We start from the raw sequence: 21,309 nt of genomic DNA, 5'->3' as shown, positions 1-21,309 counted from the left end.
CGCAGGTATGGGCGACGTGTCAGGCGCGGTCTTCCCGGGACCGACCGCCGGTGGGACTGGTGTCTGCGGTGCGAGTCGAGTCCGGCCGGGTGCAGTGACCGGGCGGGTGGTGGCCTTCTGCCGAGTGCGGCGGTGGGTCGGCAGAAGTCGGTGTCTGGCTGACCGACCGGGCCGGTCAGCCAGACACCGGGGCCGGTCAGTCGGTCTCGGGGTGCGGAGGGTTCTGTTCGTCGGCTTGCTCTTCGCTGAGCTTTCGCATCAGCTCGGTGAGGCGGGTACTGCCGAGCGGAAGGCCGGCGTCGCGCACGGCCTGCTCGACGATCGCGCGGGTGAGACGGCCCTCGGCGGCGACCGCTGCTCGGCCCACCTCCAGCAGTCGCTCCATCGGCGCGCCCGGCGGACGCCCGATCGGCTTGTTCTCCGCCCCGGCGGTACCTCCGGCGGCTTCGGCCTGGGGGTCCGGGTCATCGGCCGGGCGGTCGTCGGCTTCTGCCGGTTCGGGGTCGGGCAGCGCGTCTCGCCACTCGGCGGGCAGAAGTCCGGCGGCGGACAGGAGCGTCAGGAGCGCGTTCTCGTCGCTGCGGTCCTCCACCCGTTCCAGCCGGAACTCCGGTACAGGGTTGGCGGTCACCGGCTCGACAGAAGCCTCGGTGCGCGGAAGGGCCTTCTGCTCACCGGTGGCGGTTGCGGTGTCGTGGCCGTGGCGGGCGATCAGGATGTAGAGGTGGACGGCGCCGCCGAGGGCGAGCGGGGCGAGGGTGGACAGGACACCGACGACCGTGTCGGTGAGCCTCAGCCCGCTGCCGGTGGTGCGCAGTTCGTTGAGGCGGACAGCGTGCAGGGCATTGGCCCAGACGCTAGTGGCGGTCGCTCCGGCGAAGAGGGTCCAGGCGTAGGCGCGGGCGGGCCAGCGGGCCTCGCGCAGGACGAGCAGGGCCCGGACGCCGTAGGCGATGAAGCCGTCAATGATGATCGGGAACAGGTAGGTGAGCGGGCCGCGCACGTGGGTCGCGCCGGCCATCTGCCGCAGCGCGTCGTAGGACAGGACGAAGCCGAGGACGCCGAGCAAACCGACAGCGAGACGGTCCCAGAGGGTGACCCGGGCGGACGGGGTGTGGGCAGGGGGTATCGCGATGGTGGTCAAGGGTGGTGCTCCAGGGGTGGCCTCGCCGCAGGCGGGCGTGGCGAAGCGGCGAGGCGGTGGTGGGGTGAAGTTCGGGTAGGTCGGCGCACCGGCTGGGTGCGCTGGGCACCGGCGCCGGTCAGGCGGCGGTTCGCCTGCGGCGGTCGGTGCCGGTGAGGATGGCGCGTTCGCACATCTCGGCGAGGCGGGAGGCGGTGCGGTCGCCGAGGGCGTTCTTGATATCGCCGGGCGCCAGGTTGGTGGTGAAGATCGTCGGGAGCAGGTACTCGTAGCGGTGGTCGACCAGCCGCAGGGTGAGCTCCTCGGTCCACTCGGACGCCTTGGCGGCGCCGAGGTCGTCGAGGACCAGCAGCGGGCAGGTCATCAGCTCGCGCATCTCCCGCTCGGTGTCCGTGCCCTGTCGGGGCCGCTGGGAGGCGTACAGCTCGGTGGCGGTGAGCTTGGTCCAGCGCAGGCGCACCCCGGCCTTCAGCAGGCTGCGGATCGCCCCGTACGCCTGGTGGGTCTTGCCCGAGCCGGTGGGTCCGGCAATCAGGAGCGACGGGCCCTGGGCGATGCCCAGGGTGTCGCCGGGGCCGGGTCGGCAGGCCAGGGTGACCTGCTGGACCCAGGTCGTGACCTCGGGGTGGTCGGCTTCGGCACGGCGGTAGCGCGGCGGGATGCGGCGGTCGGCGAGCTCCAGCGCGGTGGAGGGCTGGTCGGTGTCGGGCAGTGGCCGGTCGGGGTCGATGCCCTTGGCGGCCAGCATCCGTTCCAGGCGCAGGACGGCACCGGAGGCCGGCTGCGGCTCGCGACGCTCGTCCGCGCGGCGGGGGTTGGGCAGGCTGGTCACAGGTCCCCCTCGTAGTAGTCGCGGGCGTCGGCCGGGTTGGCGAAGGGCCGGTACGGCGCGCGGGCAGCGCTCTGCCCGGCGCGGGAGGGCACGGCGGGCTGGGCGTTGATCGCCTCGTGGACCATGCTCGGCAGCACGCTCGGGCTCATCGGCTTCGCCGCGTACAGCTGCAGCCCGGCCCGGATGTCGTCGTCGCTGGTGCCGCCTTCGAGCAGGTCCTTGATGACCTTGCCGAGGTGCCCGCGCACGTTGGCCGGTACCGGCTTCGGGCAGCTGGCGACGTACTCGGCCACCAGGTCACCAGCGTTCACCGGCGGCTTGCCGATGGGCGCGCCGACAAGGACCAGGCCGTCCCGGTCAGGTGCTGCCGACGAGGGTGCCGGGGTGGGCGCGGCAGCGCCGCCCCCTTCAGGGGTAGATCCATGGTCCAAGGTCCATGGTCCAGGCACGACATTCTCCGGAGTCCTTCGGAGAGATTCCTGAGACGCGCTCTGACCTGTGCTTTTGCCAGGAGCTGCCGCTTCGGGTGCCGACACGGCCACGGTGGGGGTGGGATCGGCGTCGGCCGAGAAGGGCCGCTGGGCGGGGACGGTCTCCGCGAGGGTCGCGAGCGGTTCCGGAAGGCTCCGGAAGTTCTCCGGAGCCGGGCGCGCGCAGCCCTTGGCCTTGCACTTGCCGCACCAGCCCGCGGGCTCGTGGACGGGGCAGGCGGGCAGGCGCGAGGGGGTGGGGTGGGAGATCTTCTGGTGCTCGTGCCACTTGGTGACGTGCAGGTACTGGCGGCCGTCGCAGCCGGTGTACCGGCAGATCAGGCCGGTTTCGGCGAGCTGACGAAGCTCGTCCTCGGTGTCGAGTGGCGTGTGCTCGGGCCGCAGCGACCACAGCGCGCCGTTGAGGACAGCAGCGTTGTCGCGCTGGCGTCCCTCGTCGTCGGCCTGGGTGAGCAGGCAGACGAACGTGCGCTCGGCGGTCAGGGAGACCGAGGCGAGGTCTTCCGAGACGGGGTACTCGGGCTTGATGGTGCGGATGCGCGCCATGGCCTACCACCCCGCCTTCGGGGCGGAGGCGTGCGAGAGGAGGCGTGCGCTGGCGGCGGGCGGCGTCGTACGCTTGGGCACGGAGATTCCTTCCCCGGTGACATTTCGGACGGCAATCCGGTCACCGTGGTCGATCGTCGTGGATGGGCGGTTAGGGGATCTGTGGAGGCCCTCGGTGTTGGTAGCACCGAGGGCCTCGGTGTTGGTGGGCGGCCTCTTCGGTGAGGCCGCATAAGGTCTGGTCAACTGCCAGCCGTACAGAGGGCGTTGATGCGACCGTCCGCTTGGCGGCGCGAGCTCGACACTATGTCGAGCCCCTCTCGAAGATCCAACGCGAAGTGGCCCCATCCGCTCACGGCAGACAGGGCGGTCCGCCCGGTGTCGCGAGGCTGCTCGACACGGTCCTCCGGTAGTGCTTGGGCGTGAGCCCGCTGGTGCTACGCGCCGGCGCGACGGAAGCGGCCACCGTGCGAAGGTCTGGGGAACTCCTCCGCGGGTTCGGCTTGCAACACAGCAGGCCGGTCTTCTTGTGTGCTCATGGGCTCACCTCGTCCGGCGGGTCGGGAAGTCGGTGCCCCAATCCCTACCACGGACTTGCAGCGACACACAATTGTGGCTACTTTTGCACTCATGACACAGACCGACTGGCCGTCCAAGGTCACAGCCCGCGTGGCCGACGCTCTTCGAGCACGGCGCGAGGAGCTTGGCCTGACCGCCCAGGACGTCGCCGACGCTTGCATCGCGCTCGGGTACCCGATCCCCCGTAGCGTCATCGCCAACCTGGAGAACGGCAGACGGGCGAGTGTCGGTCTTGCCGAGATCCTCATCCTGGCCGAGGTCCTCGGCGTGCCCCCGATCACCATGCTCTTCCCTCTCGGCACCGCCCCCGCCGTCGAGGTGCTGCCGGGGCGGGAAGTGTCGATGTGGGACGCAGTTGCCTGGGTGACTGGTGAACTGCGGGAGGCCCCGGAGACGCCCGCGCAGACGATGCTCAACATGTTCCGCGAACACGGCATCCTCGTCTCGGTCGCATCGCTCAGCCGCCAGATGGGGGAGGAGAAGCGCCGCGAGGCGGCCCTGGCCAGAGATCCCGAGCACCGAGCGAAGTTCCTTGGCATGGTCGCCGAGCTCGACAGAATCCACGCGCAAGACATCCAGGCAATCCGCGACTGGCGTGCTCGCATGCGCGAACAGGAGGTCGTGCCCCCGGCGCTGCCGGATGACTTCGCCTACCTGGAGCCCTCCGAGAGCGCCCAGTAACGAGCCGCTCCGGGCCGACCGCCGGAGCACCCCTCGGCCGTTGCCCTGCCATTTGGTGCGGCCGTGATTCCTGATTAACGTCCACCCCACTGCGGCTACCAACCGCGTAAAACGCCCATCCACGACGATCAACCACGGTGCCGGGTTGCCGCCCACCAACCACCGGGGAAGGAACCGCGTGCTGTCCACGCGCCGCCGTACCGCTGGCCAGACTGCCACTGGCCCGGTACAGGTCGAGGTCATCCTCGGCCGTCTCGCCGTACCTGCGATGCCCGCCGCGATCGCGGCCCACAGACCGATCTGACGGTCTGATCACGCTGTCGCCGGTGACCACTCCCGGTGCGCCTTCGGGCCGACAGCTTCTTCCCAGTCACCCGCCGCCCGCATCGGGCCGGTCGGGACGTCTCTCCTGTTCCCGGCAGAGGCGTCCAGTCGCCAAACCTTCGCCCCCGCCGGGCCAGATCCCTCAGCACCTGGGGCGCTCGTGCGCCCGTCACCAGAAGGGTCCTGTCCTCAGCATGGCACTCTCGATCGTTGCTTCGCCGACTGTCCCGGCGAAGACGCCGCCGCTCACCTCCGCCGAAGCCGCCGGCTCGCTCGGCGGTCCAGTCCTCGTCTCGGCACCCGCCGCAGCTCCGGCGAGCGCGGCCGACTCCATGGCCCCGCACGAGCAGCTCCTGCTGACCGTCCCGGACGTCATGGCCCAGCTCCAGCTCGGCCGCTCCACCGTCTACGACCTCATCCGCACCCGCCGCCTGCCCTCGGTCACCATCGGTCGCTCCCGCCGCGTCCCGGCTGCCGCCGTCCGTACGTTCGTCGCCGAGCTGGCGGAGGTGGCGGCCTGATGGCCAAGCGCAACCCCAACGGCGCGGGCAGCATCACCCTGCGCAAGGACGGCCGCTACCACGGCCGCGCCTACGTGATCACCACCTCCGGCCTCCGCAAGCGGGTCTCCATCTACGGCAAGACCTGGGACGAGGTCCACAACGCCCTCGTCGAACTGCAGGCCGACGCCATCAACGGCATCCCGCTGCCCGACACCGACTCCAACGTCGGCCAGTACCTCAACTACTGGCTCGCCGAGGAGGTCCTGCCCAACCGCCGACCCAAGACCTACCAGGGCTACGAGAGCGTGGTCCGCGTCCACCTCATACCCGGCCTCGGCGCCAAGCGGCTGCGTGACCTGCGGGCCCAGGAGGTCCGGGTCTGGCTGAACCGGGTGCGGGCCGAGTGCCAGTGCTGCAAGGGCGGCTGGGACGCGCAGCGGCCCAAGCCGATCTGCTGTGCCGCAGGCGAGTGCTGCAAGCGGCTGCTGTCCGCGCGGATGATCCAGTCCGTGCACGCCGTGCTCCGCAACGCGCTGGAGCACGCCGTCCGAGAGGAGCTGATCCACAAGAACGTGGCCAAGCTCGTGAAGGTCCCCGCGCCCGACTACCGGATCGGCAAGGGCCTGACCACCGCTCAGGCCAAGCTCGTGCTCAAGGAGCTGAGCGGCCACCGCCTGCACACCCTGTACGTGCTCGCGCTGATGCTCGGCATGCGCCGGGGTGAGCTGCTCGGCCTGCGCTGGAGCTCCGTCGACCTGGAGCGCGGCACCCTCACCGTGAGCACCAACCTCCAGCGCGTCGACGGCGAGCTGCGACTTGTCCTGCCCAAGACGCTGTCCTCCGAGCGCACCCTGCCGCTGCCCGCGCTGGCCCTCGCCGCCCTGGTGGACCACCGGGAGCGGCAGGCCGTCGAGCGTGCCGCCGCCGGCATGGACTGGCAGGAGAACGGCCTCGTCTTCCCGTCCCGGATCGGAACCCCGTACGAGCCGGACAACCTGCGTCGCAGCTGGCACGCGGTCCGCGGGCGCCTCGGCCTGGACGACCTCCGCTTCCACGACCTCCGCCACACCTGCATCACCCTGCTGCTCGACCTCGGCGTGCCCCCGCACATCGTCCGGGAGATCGCCGGCCACAGCGACGTCGGCGTGACCATGAAGGTCTACGCGCACGCCTCGCTCGCCGAGCGCCTCAAGGCCCTGAGCCGCCTCGGGGAGGCGCTCTCCTAACCTCGTGCTCTGGTGAATCAGTTCCAATGGTGCCCGGCGAGACCTGGTCTTGCCGGGCATTGCCGATAACCGCAGATCGCCTGTTCGGCGTCTGGCCACGGCGCTAAAGTCTGGGCAGCCAGCGTCAGGGGGACGGAGGACCTGCTGTGCACTTACCCGATGCTTCCCTTTCGAAGGCGGCCAAGGCACGCATCAGACAGGCCGAGCAAGAGGCGGCGAGGTGGTTCCCGCACAACGGCCGTGCGCAGCATGCCCATGTATCACTAGCCCGGCATATCGAGGGCAAGACACAGGCCGCTGAGTTGCTGGCCCGATTGCGTAGCCAGCCACGCGCGTCCAGCGGCGCGAAGGAGTTCAAGCGCCGCAAGGAACTCAATGCGGCGCTGCGGCGGTACAGCAGAGCCGAGAGGGAGGTGGAGTACGCGCGCGGACTCCTTCTACGTGCGTTGCGCAATCCCGGCCCGGCTCCTGGGGCCGTGGTGCCGACCCCGAAGGCTCCACCTGCCGCTGTTCGGTCTCATCCCGAGCCAATGTGGATCGGATCGCACTGGACGCGGAGCACGAGTTGAACACGGGGCACTCTGCAGAGGGTGCGACCGCGCATTCGGTCAGTCCGCTGGGGCTCACCGGCCGTGGGCTTGGCGGCTGGCCCGGGTCAGCCAGTCCAGGTACCACTTGCCGAAGCTGACACGGTGGCCAGTGGCAGCGAGCGGCTCGAGGGGGCCGTCGCAGGCCCGCAGGTCCTTCCAGAGGGTGCCTCGCTCGGGACCGGTCACGACGAGCCAGGTGTAGTAGCCGCATCCCTCATGGCTGAGACATACCGCCCCGGCGGTCATCTCGTCGTTGAGCTTCTCCCACTCGTCGTCCCAGGCGCGGTACGCCGCGAGATAGGACCGCTCGTCAGAGAAGCGGTCCTTGACGGGCTCGCGAGCGTCGAGTTCCTCCGCCCAGCGAGCCCGCTCCTCCGTGGAGGGGAACGGCTTTCCCAGGAACGTGTTGTCGCTTCGGACCTTGCCGTCCAGCCAGTGCCAACCCTGCTCGTCGCGCCGCAGAGGGAAGACCCCGTAGAAGGGGCCTGCTCCGCCCGCGCCCACTTCGAGGAGGAAGGTGCGGTAGTCCGGTGGAAGGGAGACGCCGAGTTCTTCCTCGACTTCTGCCAGCTCCGTCTCGTTGAGGGTCGGGTCCAGCAGAAAGTCATGCCCAAAACCCTGCCAACGAGCCCCGAAGACCTCGCTCGCGGATGGGGCGTCCCGCAGGGCCAGGACCTGCTGGCGAACTCCCGACCAGTCCACTCCTGAGCCGGCGATTTCTGACCCCTCTGCATCACCCGTCATGATCGAGCCTCCCCGTGATCCTCGGTTGTTTCGGGTCTGAACTTTCGAACGCCCGTACAGGCCACCAGCGAACCGTCAGCGGTGAGGAAGACCACGAAGTGCCACGAGCCGTCCGGACTGTAGACGGCCCCCAGTCGGACTGGCTGAGTGCCGCGCGCCCTCAGGGCCGCCACGGTCTCGGGCAGCCCGATCGTCTCGATGTTCGCGGCCCGTGTGTGTCCGAGCCGGACAGCGTAAGTGCCGGCCAGCACCTCCGCAGGCACCACTCCGCTTGCGATCCTGGAACTGCCGCCTGCAAGCACCGCCTCCCGTGCCGCCTTGCAGGCCGGAGTCTGATCTGCGAGGACGCGGAGCATGGCCTCGGACGATGGGTCGGTGTCCGGTAGGGCGAGATCCAGGTCGTCTTCCCAGCCCTCCGGCAGCCTGGCTGCCGTGACGACCAGGTCATCAGCCAGAGCGAGGATCCGGACACCTCCAGCCTGGAAGGCCATCTCGAAGCCGATGCGGCTGTCGATGGACCGCTGTCGGATGTGTTGGATGGAGACGACCCTGCTGCCTGTGAACGGTGCGAGAGAGAACTCATCCGGTGCGTCGCTGACCGTGACATGCCCGAGCATGTCCATGTCGTACGAGTCGTGGGGCTCATCGATCCGGAGATCGAGTATGTGGTCCAGCGTGTGGAACCGGACCGGACCGAGGTCCTCCATATGCAGCCACATGTGCAACAGCTCGGGCTCGCCACCGCCGTCGTGGGCGTGGAACCACGAGCACGTCACGCGTTGCACTTGCCGACCGACGAGGTCCTCCGGAGTCACCACCGGGCGATCGTGTCAGTCTCGGCTGGAGGGGATCAACGGGATTCCGCCGACGCCGGTCACCCCTGCGGAGCAGCGTCCTGTGATTGGCGTCACGCGCCTCCATTGCCGGGGCCAGCCATCTTGGCTGCTCAGATCCAGAGCGATGCGGGGCCGTTGGCGTCAGCGTTGGCGTCAATCGGCATGAAAATGCCCCCGAAGCGAGCTGCTTCGAGGGCATCGTGCCTGGTCAAGGCTGGTGGCCAGGGCCGGGGTCGAACCGGCGACCTTCCGCTTTTCAGGCGGACGCTCGTACCAACTGAGCTACCTGGCCGTACTGCACCGTCTCTTGCGAGACGAGCGATCCCGACGGGACTTGAACCCGCGACCTCCACCTTGACAGGGTGGCGAGCTAACCAACTGCTCCACGGGACCTAAAAGTGGCGAACCACTCAGGTCTTGCTGGGTCTTGCTTCACTGCACTTTACTACGGTACTGCGGTGCCCCCAACGGGATTCGAACCCGTGCTACCGCCTTGAAAGGGCGGCGTCCTGGGCCACTAGACGATGAGGGCTTGCGGCCTGTCCCGCCGTTTCCGGCGTTCGGGGACGTCGAGAAGCATATGGGATGTCGGGCCGATCGCCAAAACGGGTTTCGGCCAGGTGGGCGGGTGGGTCGTCCGGGCCGGTTCCGGGGGTGGGGGTTCAGGACCAGCCGAGCTCGTCGAGCTCGTGGTCGTCGAAGCCGAAGTGGTGGGCGACCTCGTGGATCACGGTGGTGCGCACCTCCTCGACGACCTGCTCGCGGTCCTCGCACAGACGCAGGGTCGGGCCCCGGTAGACGGTGATCCGGTCCGGGAGGACGCCGGCGTACCACTCGCCGCGCTCGGTGAGCGGGGTGCCTTCGTAGAGGCCGAGCAGTTCCGGGTCGGCCGGGTCGGGTTCGTCCTCGACGAAGACGGCGACGTTGTCCATCATCGCGGCGAGCTGCGGCGGGATCAGGTCGAGCGCGTCCGCGACCAGTACCTCGAACTCTTCCGGGGTCATCTCCACCGGATCATTGTCGGGTCTGGGGTGACGGCGTGCCAGGTGGTCGGCGCCGGTGTTTGATGGGGTTGTGGCGACCTCGGAGGACTTGGTGGCGGACGGTGCCGTGCCCGGTGCGGCGGCGCGGCGGCGGCCGCCGGTGCTGCGGGGCCAGGGGCGGGCGGTGGCGGTGGTCGCGGTCGGCGGGGCGCTGGGGGCGGTGGCGAGGTACGGGGCGGGGCTGTGGTGGCCGACCGGCCCTTCGGCCTTCCCATGGACGACCCTGCTGGTGAACGTGGTGGGGTGTGCCGTGATCGGGGTCTTCCTGGTGGTGGTCACCGAGGGGCGTCCGGCCCACCCGCTGGTGCGGCCGTTCTTCGGGACCGGGGTGCTGGGCGGGTTCACGACCTTCTCGACGTACGCGGTGGACGTCCGCCGACTGGTGCTGGAGGGCCGGCCGGGGCCGGCCGCGGCGTACCTGGCGCTGACGCTGCTGGCGGCGCTGGGGGCGGTCCGGGCGGCGGCCGCGCTGACGCGCCGGCTGCTGCGGCGGACCGGGCCCGACGGCGCGGGGGAGGGCGGGGCGTGAACTGGCTGCTGGTGGTGCTCGGCGCGACCGTCGGCGCGCCGCTGCGGTACCTGACCGACCGGGCCGTGCAGTCCCGGCACGACTCGGTCTTCCCCTGGGGGACCTTCACCGTGAACGTGGTCGGCTGCCTGGTCCTCGGGCTGGTCACGGGGGCGGTGGCGGCCGGTGCCGCGTCCTCCCACGTCCAGTTGCTGCTGGGGACGGGGCTGTGCGGGGCACTGACCACGTACTCGACGTTCTCGTACGAGACGCTGCGGCTGGTCGAGGGCGGGGCCGGGCGGTACGCCCTGGTGAACGTCCTGGGCAGTGTCGTGGCGGGCCTGGCGGCGGTGTGCGCGGGTGCCGGGCTGGCCGGGGCCTTCTGGGGCTGAGCACCCGCAGTCCGGCCCCCGGCCCGGATCCAACCCCCGTCCCGACCCCGCTCGAACCCCCGCTCGACCGCGACCCGTCCGGCGCTCGTCCGAGTGCTCCCGGTGCGTCCACCCGTGTCCGTGCGCCGGGGGCGCGCGTTGGGCACCCGCAAGGGTGGCCGTGCGCGCGTGGTGGGCGGCCCGGGCGGGGCGGGTGCGGGAAGAGGGAGCTCGGTGGCGGCGATGCGTGCGATGCGTGCGGTGGCGGAGCGGGAGACGGCGGTGGAACGAAGCGGACCAGCGCGTTCCGGTCCGGTGCGGTCGGGCCCGGCGTGGTCGGTTCCGGTGCGCTCCGGAGCGGTCCGGGCGGTGGCGGCCCTGGCGGTGGCCGGGCTGGGACTGACCGGGTGCATGTCGGTCGGGCCGGGCGCGGACGAGAAGCACCGCACGGTGCCGGTCGGCCAGGCCGGGACGTCGGCCAGGCCGGGGGCGAGCGCCTCGGCCTCGCCGAGCGGCGGCGGACACCAGGGCGGCGCGGCCGGACGGTCGGAGCGGACGGGGGGCGCACAGGCCCAGAGCGCCTCGGCCGGCGGCCCGAACGCGGCCCCCGGGGACCAGGCGGCCGGCGCGAACGGCGCGGCGGGCGCCGGGGGCGGTAACGGCGCGGGCGGCGTCAACGGCGCGCCAGCCGTCGCGGACCCCGTACCGGCGGCGGCCCCGGGCGATCCCGCGCCCGGCGCGAGCGGTACCGCCGGGGGCGCGAGCGCCAGCCCCGCGCCTCGCCCGGGCGGTGCCGCCGCCGCGGGCGGGGCGGCCGGGGGCACGGCGGGCTCGGGCGCCGCCGCCGGCGGCACCGGCCACCCGGCGGGCGGCACGGGGGCAACCACGGGCAGCGGTACCGGCGACGGCCGCGCCGGCGGGGCCACGGCCTCCGCCCCGGCGGCCAGCCCGTCCGGCCATCCGTCCTCCCCGGATCCCGGCCACGCCACTCCCGCCCCGACCGCCACCCCGGCCCCGGACCCCACGACGGCCCCCAGTGCGACGGCGGCCCCCAGTGCCGGGCCGGCCGCCCACTGAAAGCGACCTGTATCACAGCCTGGCCAGGGCATTTGCCTCCGATCCCCAGGCTCGTCTATGGTGGTAGATCGTTCGTTTGATTCATTTGTCTGGCGCCCTACACCCATCTGGCGCCCTTGGCGCGTTCCGGCGATCCGTGGCTGACCGCATAGAGGCGGTTGTGAAACAGAACCCCGGACTTTGGCGCGTGCCACTTCCGGAAGGTTTTGCATGTCTCTCGTTGACGACGCCCGCTTCGCCATGCCCGCGAGCGAGTCCGCCGCCGATGTCACCACCACCCCCGAGGCCGACGCCGAGCTGATCGCCGCCGTCGACGCCGTCGAGGACACCACCGCCGAGGCCGTCGCGGACGACGCCGCCGAGGCCGCCGACACCACCGACGCCGCCGAGGGCGACGCCGAGGCCACCGAGGCCGAGCCGACCCTCACCTTCGGCGACCTGGGCCTGCCGGACGACATCGTCCGCGCCCTCGCCAAGCGCGACGTCACCACCCCGTTCCCGATCCAGGCCGCGACCATCCCGGACGCCCTGGCCGGCAAGGACGTGCTGGGCCGCGGCCGCACCGGCTCCGGCAAGACCCTCAGCTTCGGCCTGCCGCTGCTGACCCGCCTCGCCGCCGGCGAGCGCACCCGCGCCAAGCACCCGCGCGGTCTGATCCTCGTCCCGACCCGCGAGCTGGCCATGCAGGTCGCCGACGCCCTGGAGCCCTTCGGCTCGGTGCTCGGCCTGCGCCTCAAGGTCGTCTGCGGCGGCACCTCGATGTCGAACCAGATCTACGCGCTGGAGCGCGGCGTCGACGTCCTGGTGGCCACCCCGGGCCGTCTGCGCGACCTGATCAACCGCGGTTCCGCCAAGCTCGACGACGTTCAGGTCGCCGTGCTCGACGAGGCCGACCAGATGGCCGACATGGGCTTCCTGCCCGAGGTCACCGAGATCCTCGACCAGGTGCCGGCCGGCGGCCAGCGGCTGCTGTTCTCCGCCACCCTGGAGAACGAGATCGACACCCTGGTCAAGCGTTACCTGAACAAGCCGGTCACCCACGAGGTCGACCCGTCGGCCGGCGCCGTGACCACCATGACCCACCACATCCTCGTGGTGAAGCCCAAGGACAAGGCGCCGATCACCAACGCGATCGCCGCCCGCAAGGGCCGGACGATCATCTTCGTCCGCACCCAGATGGGCGCCGACCGCGTCGCCGAGCAGCTCGTCGAGGCCGGCGTGAAGGCCGACGCGCTGCACGGCGGCATGACCCAGGGCGCCCGTACCCGGGTGCTCGGCGACTTCAAGGACGGCTACGTCAACGTCGTCGTCGCCACTGACGTCGCCGCCCGCGGCATCCACGTCGACGGCATCGACCTGGTGCTGAACGTCGACCCGGCCGGCGACCACAAGGACTACCTGCACCGCTCCGGCCGCACCGCCCGGGCCGGCCGGTCCGGCATCGTCGTCACCCTGGTGCTGCCGCACCAGCGCCGCAGCGTCTTCCGCCTGATGGAGGACGCGGGCGTCGACGCCGGCCGCCACATCCTCGACCACGCCTTCGACGCCGAGGTGGCCCGGATCACCGGTGCCCGCTCGCTGGTCGAGGTCCAGGCCGAGAGCGCGGCGAACATCGCCGGTGCCGCCGAGCGCGAGATCGCCGACATGACCCGCCAGCTGGAGCGCGCGCAGCGCCGCGCCACCGAGCTGCGCGAGGAGGCCGACCGCCTGGCCTCGCGGGCCGCGCGCGAGCGGGCCGAGCTGGGCATCGTGGACGAGGCCCCGGCCGCCGAGGCCGAGGAGGCCGCTGCCGGGACCGTGACCGAGCCGACGGCCGCCGCCGAGCCGACCGAGGAGCGCACGCCGGCGTACCGCGAGGCGCGTGCCGAGCGTCCGGCGTTCAACCGCGACCGTGACCGTGACGACCGCGGTGGCCGTTCGTTCGGCGACCGTGACCGCGGTGGCGACCGTGGCGGTTTCAACCGCGACCGCGGTGGCGAGCGCGGTGGCTTCAACCGTGACGACCGCGGTGGCGAGCGTGGCGGCTTCAACCGCGACCGTGGCGGCGAGCGCGGTGGCTTCAACCGTGACGACCGCGGTGGCCGTTCGTTCGGCGACCGTGACCGCGGTGGCGAGCGTGGCGGTTTCAACCGCGACCGCGGTGGCGAGCGCGGTGGCTTCAACCGTGACGACCGCGGTGGCGAGCGTGGCGGTTTCAACCGCGACCGTGGCGGCGAGCGCGGTGGCTTCAACCGTGACGACCGCGGTGGCGAGCGTGGCGGCTTCAACCGCGACCGCGGTGGCGAGCGCGGTGGCTTCAACCGTGACCGTGACGACCGTGGCGCCCGTTCCTTCGGCGACCGTCCGGCCCGTTCCTTCGGTGACCGTCCGGCCTTCGGCCGTGACCGTGACGAGCGCGGCGGCAGCAACAACCGTCCGTTCGCCCGTCGTGACGACCACCGCTCCGGTGGCCGTCCGCAGTCCGGCGGTGGCTTCAACCGTGACCGCGGCGACGAGCGCGGTGGCCGCTCCTCCGGTGGCTACAACGCCGGTTTCAACCGCGACGACCGCAAGCCGCGCTGGAAGAACTGACGCCGGGTAGCGCGTAACCGCGCACCGCGTCGCACCACGGCCACGGGCCCGCTCCGCACATCGGAGCGGGCCCGTGGCCGTTCGGCGTCCCGGCGTCCCGGCGACGCGACCCCGGCCATCGTTGTTCTACGGCTGAGAATAACCAGTGGCACGGCGCCCGCCCCGTCCCCTACGGTCGGGCGCATGAGCAGCAGACTGCGTGAAGTGGCGGCGGTGAACGAGGGCATCGCCGCGCGGGGGAGCTACCGCGCGTCCGGGGGCGGCCCGGTGGATCTGGCCGAGTGCTTGGCGGCGGCCAGGGCCGGGACGGTGTCGTACGACCCGGCCGGTCTGGACGCGCTGGTCGCGGCGGGCGGCCCGGGCCCGGCGGCGGGCGGCGGCACCGTCGAGGTCACGGCCGAGGGCAGTGTCCGGGCGGCCCGCCGGCTGGTCGAGGCGGGGGCGGGGCCGGTCGGGGTGCTGAACTTCGCCTCCGCGCGGAACCCCGGCGGCGGCTATCTGCGCGGCGCCAAGGCCCAGGAGGAGGACCTCTGCCGCAGCGCCCTCCTCTACACCTGCCTGGTGGAGGCGCCGGACTACTACGAGGCGCACCGCGCCTCCGGCGACCTCCGGTACAGCCACCGGGTGATCGTCTCGCCGGAGGTGCCGGTGATCCGGGGCGAGGACGGCGAGCTGCTGGCGCGGCCGTACCCGGTGACCTTCCTGACCTCGCCCGCGCCGAACGCCGGCCAGCTCGCCCTGCGGGCCGAGGGCGGCGGGGTGGACGTCCGGGAGGTGCTCGCCGAGCGGGCCGAGCGGGTGCTCGCGGCGGCGGCCCGGCACGGGATCCGCTCGCTGGTACTGGGGGCGTGGGGCTGCGGGGTCTTCCGCAACGACCCGGCCGAGGTCGCGGAGGCGTTCGAGCTGGGCCTGGCCCGGTACGGCGCGGCCTTCGACCGGGTGGTCTTCGCGGTCTGGGACCGGACGCCGGTCTCGCCGAACCGGGCCGCGTTCGAGGCCCGGTTCGGCGGTGGGGGAGAGCGGGCGACGACCGGAGCGGGGTGAGGGGGCGGGCCCCGCCGAGCACCTCGCCCGGCCCCCGCACCCGTCCCCGGTGACCGGACGGCGTCCGCCCGGTGTCGACCGGGCGTCGGGCCGCCGCCCGACTCGCGGAAACCCCGGCGGGAACGGTCCGTCGTCCCCCATACTCGCGCGGGTGATCGCGACCAGTACGTCCGCCGCCGGCGGATCCACCGCCCCCGCCCCCGTTCTCCTCGACGCGGCCGCCGAGCCCTCGCTCCGGGCGGCGCCGCTCGAACTCTTCCTCGATCTCGTCTTCGTCTTCACCGTCACCCAGTTGACCGGCAGTCTGGCCCACCACCTCACCCCGGGCGGTTTCACCCAGGTGCTGGTGATGCTGGCGGTGATCTGGTGGATGTACGACGCCTTCATCTGGCTGACCAACGCCATGCCGCCGAGCACCCACGGCCGGCGCTTCCTGCTGATGCTGGCGATGGCCGGCTTCCTGGTGATCTCGCTCTCCGTGCCGCACGCCTTCGAGGGCAGCGGCGTCGCCTTCGGCTGGGCGTACCTGGTGGTGGTGGCCGTGCACACGGGCATGTTCGCGATGTCGGGGGTGGCGCTGGGGTCGGTGCTCCGGATGGGCGGGCTCAACCTGCTCAACACCGCGCTGGTGGTGACCGGCGGCTACCTCACCGGCTCGGTCCAGCTCACCTTCTGGGCGGCCGCGTTCGCCCTGCAGTTCGCGATACCCCGGCTGGTCGACCTGCCCAGGTTCCAGCTGCGCGCGGACCACTTCGTCGAGCGGCACGGACTGGTGGTGATCATCGCGTTCGGCGAGTCGGTGATCGCGATCGGCGTCGGCGCGGGCACCGCCGAGCTGACCGCTCCCCTGGTCGGTGTCGCCCTGCTGAGCCTGGCCGTCTGCGTGGGGCTCTGGTGGGCGTACTTCGGGCACGACGACGACGCCCGCGCCGAGCACCACATGGCCGCGCTGCCCTCCGATCGGCGGAACCGGCTCGCCGTCAGCGTCTACAACCTGGGCCACTACGGGCTGCTGCTCGGGGTGCTGTTGTTCGCCGCCGGAGTGAAGTCGGCGGTCGCGCACCCGGCGGCGCCGATCACCGCGGCCCAGGCGGGCTCGCTGGCCGGGGGAGTGGCGCTCTTCCTGGTCGTCAACACCGCCGTCCGCCGCACCTTCGCCCTCGGTCCGAACCTGCCGCGGCTGCTGGCGGCCGCCGCGGTCGCGTCCGGCACGCTGCTCGGCACCGCGGTCTCGGCCCTGGCGGAGGTCGCCGTGGTGGCGCTCGCCCTGGCCGGCGCCTTCGCCTGGGAGCAGCGGACCCCGGCGCGGCGGGCGGGAGTGTCGGTGCCCGGTGGGACACTCCACGGGTGACCGAGCACAAGATCACCGACGGCCGCTACCGGATCCGGAACGTCGCGACCGGCCTGCTGCTGGAGGTCCCGGGCGGCAGCCGCCGCAGCGGCGTCAAAGTCCTGCTCGCCCCCGAGGACGGCTCGGACGCCCAGCTCTGGCAGCTGACCGCGGTGCACTCGGGCGGCGCGCTGTTCCACGTCGAGAACGTCGCCGGCGGCAAGCGGCTGGACGTCACCGGCGCCGCGACCGACGACGGCGTGCCCGTCCAGCAGTGGTCCGCCAACGCCTTCGGCGCGCAGGAGTGGCTGGTCGAGCACCATCTCGACGCTCCCGGCACCTGCACCCTCACCAGCTTCATCAGCGGTAAGGCCCTCACCGCCCCGCCGCCCCCGTCCGACCCGGCGGCCCCGCCCGCCCCCGTCCACCAGTGGGAGGACACCGACTCCCCGACCCAGTGGTGGCAGCTGGAACGCCGGTAGGCCCCGGTGGAACGCCGGTGGCCCCGGTCGGTCGCGTCGGTCGCGTGCCGTCCGGGGCCGAAGGACCCTCGTTACGCGGAGAGGTTCGACCGGAGGGCGGTGAGGTCCTCGTCGGTGGCGCCGTGGGCGCGCAGGTAGGCGGGGACGGAGCCGTGGTGGTCCCGGATCCAGGCGAAGGAGGAGGCGAGCAGTTCTTCCGAGATCGGGCGGGAGATCCGCTCGGCACCGGTCTCGTCGATGTACGGGGCCGGGCCGTCCAGCAGACCCAGGCCGGTGTTGGAGCGCAGGTAGTCGGCGGTGATGTCCTCCTCGGAGGCGCCCAGCAGGGTCTGGACGACCGCGATGGTGAGACCGGTGCGGTCCTTGCCGACGGCGCAGTGGACGACGGCCGGCAGCGCGCCCGGGGTGCCGAGCCGGCGGATCGCGGCGACCAGCGACGGGCCGGCCGTGGAGGCCATGAACGGGTACAGCTCCTCCTGGCCCGCCGGCCACGGCCGGTCGGTGTCCTCCCGGTCGGCGGGCAGGGTGGGAAGGCTCAGCGCGTCGTGGTCGAGGCCGTGCCGCAGGTCGGGCCAGACCTCCATCTCGACCGGGCTGCGCAGGTCGATCACGGTGCGCAGGCCCAGGGCCTTCAGCCGCTGGGCGCCCTCCGGGGCGAGCGTGTGGAAGGAACCGGAGCGGAACAGCACGCCCCGGCGGAGCGTGCCGACCCCGCCGGCGTCGCGGAAGTTGCGCACTCCGGGGATGTCGATGAAAGAGGACGGCAGGTCGGCTTCACGGTCCGGCAGGTCGTCGGTCATGGGCCCACCGTAAGGTCGCGGACCTCGGGAGGGGAAGGAATCCCTCATTCCGCCGGATCCGCGACGCGCCCGCGCCGCCGCGTCACCGACCCGCCCGCGTCACGGACCCGCCCGCGTCACGGACCCGCCCGCGTCACGGACCCGCCCGCGTCACCGACTCGCCGACGTCAGCGGCCGCCGGCGATGTCCAGGAAGGCGCCCGTGGTGTACGAGGAGGCCGGCGACAGCAGGAAGAGGATCGCCTCCGCGACCTCCTCCGGTTGCCCGCCGCGCCGCATCGGCAGGTCGGGCGCGACCCGGTCGACCCGGCCGGGCTCCCCGCCCAGGGCGTGGATCCCGGTGTGGATCAGTCCGGGCCGGACGGCGTTGACCCGGACGCCCTCGTCGGCGACCTCCAGGGCCAGGCCCCGGGTCATCGAGTCGACGGCCCCCTTCGCCGCCGCGTAGTCCACGTACTCGTTGGGCGAGCCCAGCCGGGAGGCGGCGGAGGAGACGTTGACGATCGCGCCGCCCTGCCCGCCGTGCCGGGTGGACATCCGTCGGACGGCCTGCGCGGCGCACAGGAACGGTCCGGTGATGTTGGCGGCCCAGATCCGGTTGAGCCGGTCCTCGTCGATGTCCTCCAGCCGGCTCTGCCGCTCCAGCGTCCCGGCGTTGTTCACCAGCCCGGTGAGCGGCCCCAGTTCGGCGTCGACGGTGGCGAACAGCCGGGCCACCTCGGCACTGCGGGTGACATCGGCGCGGACGGCGAGCGCGACGCCGCCCCCGGCCCGGACGGCCTCCACCACCGAGGCCGCGGCGGCCTCGTCCGAGCGGTAGTTGACGCAGACCCGATACCCCCGCCGCCCGGCCAGCAGGGCGGTCGCCGCGCCGATGCCGCGACCGCCGCCGGTGATCAGGACCACGCCGGACGGGTCGGACCGGTGCGGCCGCGCGAGCTCGTTCGAAGTCGACATGGTTCGTACTCTATGCCTCCCCCGGGCCGTCCCCCGGGGCCGCCCGATCGTCCGAACTCGCCCGCAGGGCCGCGATCCTGGGCATTCTGCTTTTCGGCGAGTCGAGGCTGAAGCCGCGCGCGTCCCCCAGCTCCGTCCGGACGAACTCCTCGGTCCGGGCCACCGCCGACCGCAGCTCGGCGTTCGACGGCACGAAGGACAGGTGGACGATCCCGGCGCGCTCGGTGTCGTACTCCCAGAGGCCGACGATCCGCCCCCGGTCCAGCACGATGTGCGTCTGCGGGTCGGCCTCGGAGCCGAAGCTCCGCCCGGCCCGTCCGGCCGGCAGCGGCCGCGCCGCGTCGGCCGGGTCGACCAGCCGGGCCAGCTCGCGGTGCAGCAGGTGGATGCCGTCGATCCCGGCCAGCAGCGTGTAGTACGGCTCGGCCGGCACCGTGAACCCGGCGAACTCGTCGACGAGTTCGGGCAGCATCAGCAGCTCCGAACCGGGTGCCGCCGGTACCGCGCCCGCTTCCGCGAGCGCCTGCCGGGCGGTCGCGGCGCCGAAGCCCGAGAACCACCGGAAGTGCTTCGGTGAGGCCGGTCCGGCCCAGGCCAGGTAGCGCCGGGCCAGGTCCGCGGCACTGCCGCCGACCGGCTGGTCCCACCGCGCGTACCCGTACCGCTGCTGGTCCAGGCGGCCGTTGACCGGCACCCGGCGGACCTGTCCGCGCGACTGCATCAGCCCGAGGGCCAGCGGCAGGGTGGTGGACAGCCCGCGTTTGCGCCCCGGCTCGCCCAGCGACCGGACGGCCTCGCCGACCGCCACCCGGATCGCCGCCGGGTCCAGCGGCCCCGGTGCCCCGGCGAGCGCGCGGTCCACGGCCAGGCAGAGCCGCTCGACCTCGCCCCCGGTCACCCCCAGGTGCTTCGCGGCCGCCGCCACCTCGCCCTCGGGCACCGCCGCGCCGGCCGCCAGGGCGAGCCCGAAGTCCTCGGCCGGGACGATGTAGGTGCAGCCGCGCGCGGCGGGCAGCTCGTGCGCCTCCAGTCCGGCCACCGCCGCGTCCACGGCCGCCCGGCCCAGCCCGGCCCGGGCGAACAGGCCGAGATAGGGCGCCGCCCCGCCCACCGACCTGGCCCACCCGGTGGCCGCCAGCACCTCGCCGGCCGATGCCTCCGGGTGCGCGCCGTCCAGCCACTGCCGGTGCGACCACCAGGCCCGAAGCTTCGCCGCCTCGATGCCCGGCCCCGCCGCCGGACCGCCGTTCGCCCTCGCCATGCGGCCCAGTATCGGCCCGTGGGCCGTCGCGCCCCCGGAATTCGCTCGCCCGGCGCGGCCCGACCCGGCAGACTCCTGCGGACGGCCGACGAGAGGAGTCCGATGAGCACCCGGCCCACCGCCCAGCCCACCGCCCGGCCCACCGCCCCGCCCGGTACCGTCCTGCTGTCCGGCATCGTCGGTTCGACCGCGTACGGACTCGCGCACGCCGGTTCCGACATCGACCGCCTCGGCCTGTTCGCGGCCCCGACCGGGGGATTCCACGGCCTGCACCGCCCCGCGGAGTCGCACGTCTCCACCAGGCCGGACCGCACTCTGCACGAGGCCGCCAAGTGGTGCCGCCTCGCGCTCAGTTGCAATCCCACCGCCACCGAGCTGGTCTGGCTTCCCGACGAGCTCTACGAGGTGCGCGACCCGCTCGGCGAGGAGCTGATAGCGATCCGCCGTTCCTTCCTGAGCGCCCGGGGTGTCCGCAACGCCTATCTCGGCTACGCCACCCAGCAGTTCCGCAAGCTGCTGACCCGCGACACCTCCGACCCGGCCACCCGGGCCCGGGCGGCCAAGCACGCCCGGCACCTGGTCCGGCTGCTCGAACAGGCCGTCCACCTGCACGAGGCCGGCCACAACCGGGTCCGGCTGCCGGACCCGGAGCGTGTCCGCGACCTCGGCGAGCGGATCGCCGACGACCCGGCCCACGCCGAACGCCTGCTCGCCGCCGCCACCGACCGCATGGACCGCCCCGGCGTCCTCCCGGACCGCCCCGACGAGCGCCCCGCCGAAGCCTGGCTGCACCGCGTCCGCGCCGCCCACTGGACACCCGTGCCGAACGCCGCCGAGTAGTACGCCGGCTTCCCGGGCGGACACGCCAGTGGCGCCGCCCGGGGGCGACGCCACTGGTGCCGGTCCTGTTCCTCAGTTGTTCAGCGGTGGATCAGCTGTGCCGTCCCGGGCGGCGGTAGGCGACCAGGCACAGGAGCAGACCGCCGAGGACGGCGAGCCCTCCGAGTGCCGCGATCAGACCGTCGGCGGCCGAGCTACCGGTGTTCGGAAGCGGCTCGCCGGTGGGCTTGTGGGTCGGCCGGTGGGTCGGCTCGTGCGTCGGGCTCGGGACCGTGGACGCGCTGGTCGTGGTCGTGGCGGACGGGGAGGAGGAGGTCGGGGACGCGGTCGGCGACGGCGAGGACGTCGGGCTGGGCGACGAGGTGGGCGACGGCGAGGACGTCGGGCTCGGCGAGGACGTCGGTGACGGGGACGGCGACGGGGACGAGGTCCGGAGGACGACGCCCATGTCGAGGTCGAGGTAGCGCTGGCCGCCGGAGACGGTGACGGACTGGGTCAGACCGGTGGTCGGGTCGGCGTCGGAGTCCTTG

At 72.8% G+C, this 21,309-nt stretch carries 21 protein-coding genes and 3 tRNA genes; 11 read left to right on the top strand and 13 right to left on the bottom strand.

Features of this window, described 5'->3' with window-relative positions:
• Window positions 1–196: 196 nt before the first annotated feature.
• The 3 genes from ACIQ9P_RS27955 to ACIQ9P_RS27945 all read right to left on the bottom strand — a co-directional run bounded on the left by ACIQ9P_RS27955 (window position 197) and on the right by ACIQ9P_RS27945 (window position 3,013).
• Window positions 197–1,144, bottom strand: a complete 948-nt coding sequence (locus ACIQ9P_RS27955; RefSeq protein ID WP_402361797.1) for a DUF2637 domain-containing protein — start codon at window positions 1,142–1,144, stop codon at window positions 197–199.
• A 118-nt stretch (window positions 1,145–1,262) separates the two neighbouring features.
• A complete protein-coding gene (locus ACIQ9P_RS27950; protein WP_402362060.1) occupies window positions 1,263–1,892 on the bottom strand; it encodes an ATP-binding protein in 630 nt (209 codons plus the stop codon).
• 80 nt (window positions 1,893–1,972) lie between these two features.
• Complete coding sequence (locus ACIQ9P_RS27945) at window positions 1,973–3,013, bottom strand: hypothetical protein (protein ID WP_402361794.1); 1,041 nt, start codon at window positions 3,011–3,013, stop codon at window positions 1,973–1,975.
• Between the two features lie 630 nt (window positions 3,014–3,643).
• Here ACIQ9P_RS27945 and ACIQ9P_RS27940 point away from each other — a divergent pair.
• The 3 genes from ACIQ9P_RS27940 to ACIQ9P_RS27930 all read left to right on the top strand — a co-directional run bounded on the left by ACIQ9P_RS27940 (window position 3,644) and on the right by ACIQ9P_RS27930 (window position 6,326).
• Window positions 3,644–4,273 carry a helix-turn-helix domain-containing protein gene (locus ACIQ9P_RS27940; RefSeq protein WP_402361791.1) on the top strand — a complete coding sequence of 210 codons (630 nt, stop codon included), beginning with the start codon at window positions 3,644–3,646 and terminating at the stop codon, window positions 4,271–4,273.
• Window positions 4,274–4,929: 656 nt separating this feature from the next.
• Window positions 4,930–5,118 (top strand): helix-turn-helix domain-containing protein, encoded by a 189-nt coding sequence (locus ACIQ9P_RS27935; RefSeq protein WP_402362057.1) that lies wholly within the window; start codon window positions 4,930–4,932, stop codon window positions 5,116–5,118.
• Window positions 5,118–6,326 (top strand): tyrosine-type recombinase/integrase, encoded by a 1,209-nt coding sequence (locus tag ACIQ9P_RS27930; RefSeq protein WP_402361788.1) that lies wholly within the window; start codon window positions 5,118–5,120, stop codon window positions 6,324–6,326. Before ACIQ9P_RS27935 ends, ACIQ9P_RS27930 begins: the two co-directional genes overlap by 1 nt.
• Before the next feature lie 623 nt (window positions 6,327–6,949).
• On the opposite strand, the gene ACIQ9P_RS27925 is transcribed toward ACIQ9P_RS27930, so the two are convergent.
• The 6 genes from ACIQ9P_RS27925 to ACIQ9P_RS27900 form a co-directional block, all read right to left on the bottom strand.
• Window positions 6,950–7,660 (bottom strand): SMI1/KNR4 family protein, encoded by a 711-nt coding sequence (locus ACIQ9P_RS27925; RefSeq protein ID WP_402361785.1) that lies wholly within the window; start codon window positions 7,658–7,660, stop codon window positions 6,950–6,952.
• Window positions 7,657–8,478, bottom strand: coding sequence for a hypothetical protein (locus tag ACIQ9P_RS27920; RefSeq protein ID WP_402361782.1), 822 nt, complete (start codon window positions 8,476–8,478; stop codon window positions 7,657–7,659). Before ACIQ9P_RS27920 ends, ACIQ9P_RS27925 begins: the two co-directional genes overlap by 4 nt.
• 233 nt (window positions 8,479–8,711) lie before the next feature.
• Window positions 8,712–8,788, bottom strand: a tRNA-Phe gene (locus tag ACIQ9P_RS27915).
• Window positions 8,789–8,815: 27 nt separating this feature from the next.
• Window positions 8,816–8,889, bottom strand: a tRNA-Asp gene (locus tag ACIQ9P_RS27910).
• Window positions 8,890–8,955: 66 nt separating this feature from the next.
• Window positions 8,956–9,028, bottom strand: a tRNA-Glu gene (locus tag ACIQ9P_RS27905).
• 130 nt (window positions 9,029–9,158) lie between these two features.
• Window positions 9,159–9,500, bottom strand: coding sequence for a metallopeptidase family protein (locus tag ACIQ9P_RS27900; RefSeq protein WP_328959342.1), 342 nt, complete (start codon window positions 9,498–9,500; stop codon window positions 9,159–9,161).
• 70 nt (window positions 9,501–9,570) lie between these two features.
• On the opposite strand from ACIQ9P_RS27900, the gene crcB (ACIQ9P_RS27895) reads away from it, so the two are divergent.
• The 7 genes from crcB (ACIQ9P_RS27895) (at window position 9,571) to ACIQ9P_RS27865 (ending at window position 16,922) form a co-directional block, all read left to right on the top strand.
• Window positions 9,571–10,068 carry a fluoride efflux transporter CrcB gene (gene crcB, locus ACIQ9P_RS27895; protein WP_402361779.1) on the top strand — a complete coding sequence of 166 codons (498 nt, stop codon included), beginning with the start codon at window positions 9,571–9,573 and terminating at the stop codon, window positions 10,066–10,068.
• Window positions 10,065–10,439, top strand: coding sequence for a fluoride efflux transporter CrcB (gene crcB / locus ACIQ9P_RS27890; RefSeq protein ID WP_402361777.1), 375 nt, complete (start codon window positions 10,065–10,067; stop codon window positions 10,437–10,439). The genes crcB (ACIQ9P_RS27895) and crcB (ACIQ9P_RS27890) overlap by 4 nt, the downstream gene beginning before the upstream one ends.
• A 324-nt stretch (window positions 10,440–10,763) precedes the next feature.
• A complete protein-coding gene (locus tag ACIQ9P_RS27885; RefSeq protein WP_402361774.1) occupies window positions 10,764–11,495 on the top strand; it encodes a hypothetical protein in 732 nt (243 codons plus the stop codon).
• 210 nt (window positions 11,496–11,705) lie between these two features.
• Window positions 11,706–14,066 (top strand): DEAD/DEAH box helicase, encoded by a 2,361-nt coding sequence (locus ACIQ9P_RS27880; protein ID WP_402361771.1) that lies wholly within the window; start codon window positions 11,706–11,708, stop codon window positions 14,064–14,066.
• A gap of 183 nt (window positions 14,067–14,249) precedes the next feature.
• Window positions 14,250–15,110 (top strand): TIGR02452 family protein, encoded by an 861-nt coding sequence (locus ACIQ9P_RS27875; RefSeq protein WP_402361768.1) that lies wholly within the window; start codon window positions 14,250–14,252, stop codon window positions 15,108–15,110.
• 151 nt (window positions 15,111–15,261) lie between these two features.
• A complete protein-coding gene (locus ACIQ9P_RS27870; RefSeq protein ID WP_402361765.1) occupies window positions 15,262–16,461 on the top strand; it encodes a low temperature requirement protein A in 1,200 nt (399 codons plus the stop codon).
• On the top strand, window positions 16,458–16,922 hold the full coding sequence (locus ACIQ9P_RS27865) for an RICIN domain-containing protein (RefSeq protein WP_402361762.1): 465 nt from the start codon (window positions 16,458–16,460) through the stop codon (window positions 16,920–16,922). Before ACIQ9P_RS27870 ends, ACIQ9P_RS27865 begins: the two co-directional genes overlap by 4 nt.
• Before the next feature lie 71 nt (window positions 16,923–16,993).
• On the opposite strand, the gene ACIQ9P_RS27860 is transcribed toward ACIQ9P_RS27865, so the two are convergent.
• From ACIQ9P_RS27860 to ACIQ9P_RS27850, 3 genes are all read right to left on the bottom strand, one after another.
• The gene (locus ACIQ9P_RS27860; protein ID WP_402361759.1) at window positions 16,994–17,722 is read right to left on the bottom strand and encodes a tyrosine-protein phosphatase; all 729 of its coding nucleotides are present in this window, start codon (window positions 17,720–17,722) and stop codon (window positions 16,994–16,996) included.
• Window positions 17,723–17,889: 167 nt separating this feature from the next.
• Window positions 17,890–18,678, bottom strand: coding sequence for an SDR family oxidoreductase (locus ACIQ9P_RS27855; RefSeq protein ID WP_402361756.1), 789 nt, complete (start codon window positions 18,676–18,678; stop codon window positions 17,890–17,892).
• A gap of 10 nt (window positions 18,679–18,688) precedes the next feature.
• A complete protein-coding gene (locus ACIQ9P_RS27850) occupies window positions 18,689–19,939 on the bottom strand; it encodes a DNA glycosylase AlkZ-like family protein (protein WP_402361753.1) in 1,251 nt (416 codons plus the stop codon).
• Window positions 19,940–20,041: 102 nt separating this feature from the next.
• Between ACIQ9P_RS27850 and ACIQ9P_RS27845 the strand changes: the two genes are divergently transcribed.
• On the top strand, window positions 20,042–20,779 hold the full coding sequence (locus ACIQ9P_RS27845) for a DNA polymerase beta superfamily protein (protein WP_402361750.1): 738 nt from the start codon (window positions 20,042–20,044) through the stop codon (window positions 20,777–20,779).
• 91 nt (window positions 20,780–20,870) lie between these two features.
• On the opposite strand, the gene ACIQ9P_RS27840 is transcribed toward ACIQ9P_RS27845, so the two are convergent.
• Window positions 20,871–21,309, bottom strand: a 439-nt coding sequence (locus tag ACIQ9P_RS27840; RefSeq protein ID WP_402361747.1) for an LPXTG cell wall anchor domain-containing protein, incomplete at its 5' end; no start/stop codon positions are given.

The organism is Kitasatospora sp. NPDC094019, assembly GCF_044764505.1.
GTDB lineage: Bacteria > Actinomycetota > Actinomycetes > Streptomycetales > Streptomycetaceae > Kitasatospora.
This window is presented reverse-complemented; position numbering and strand designations above follow the sequence as displayed.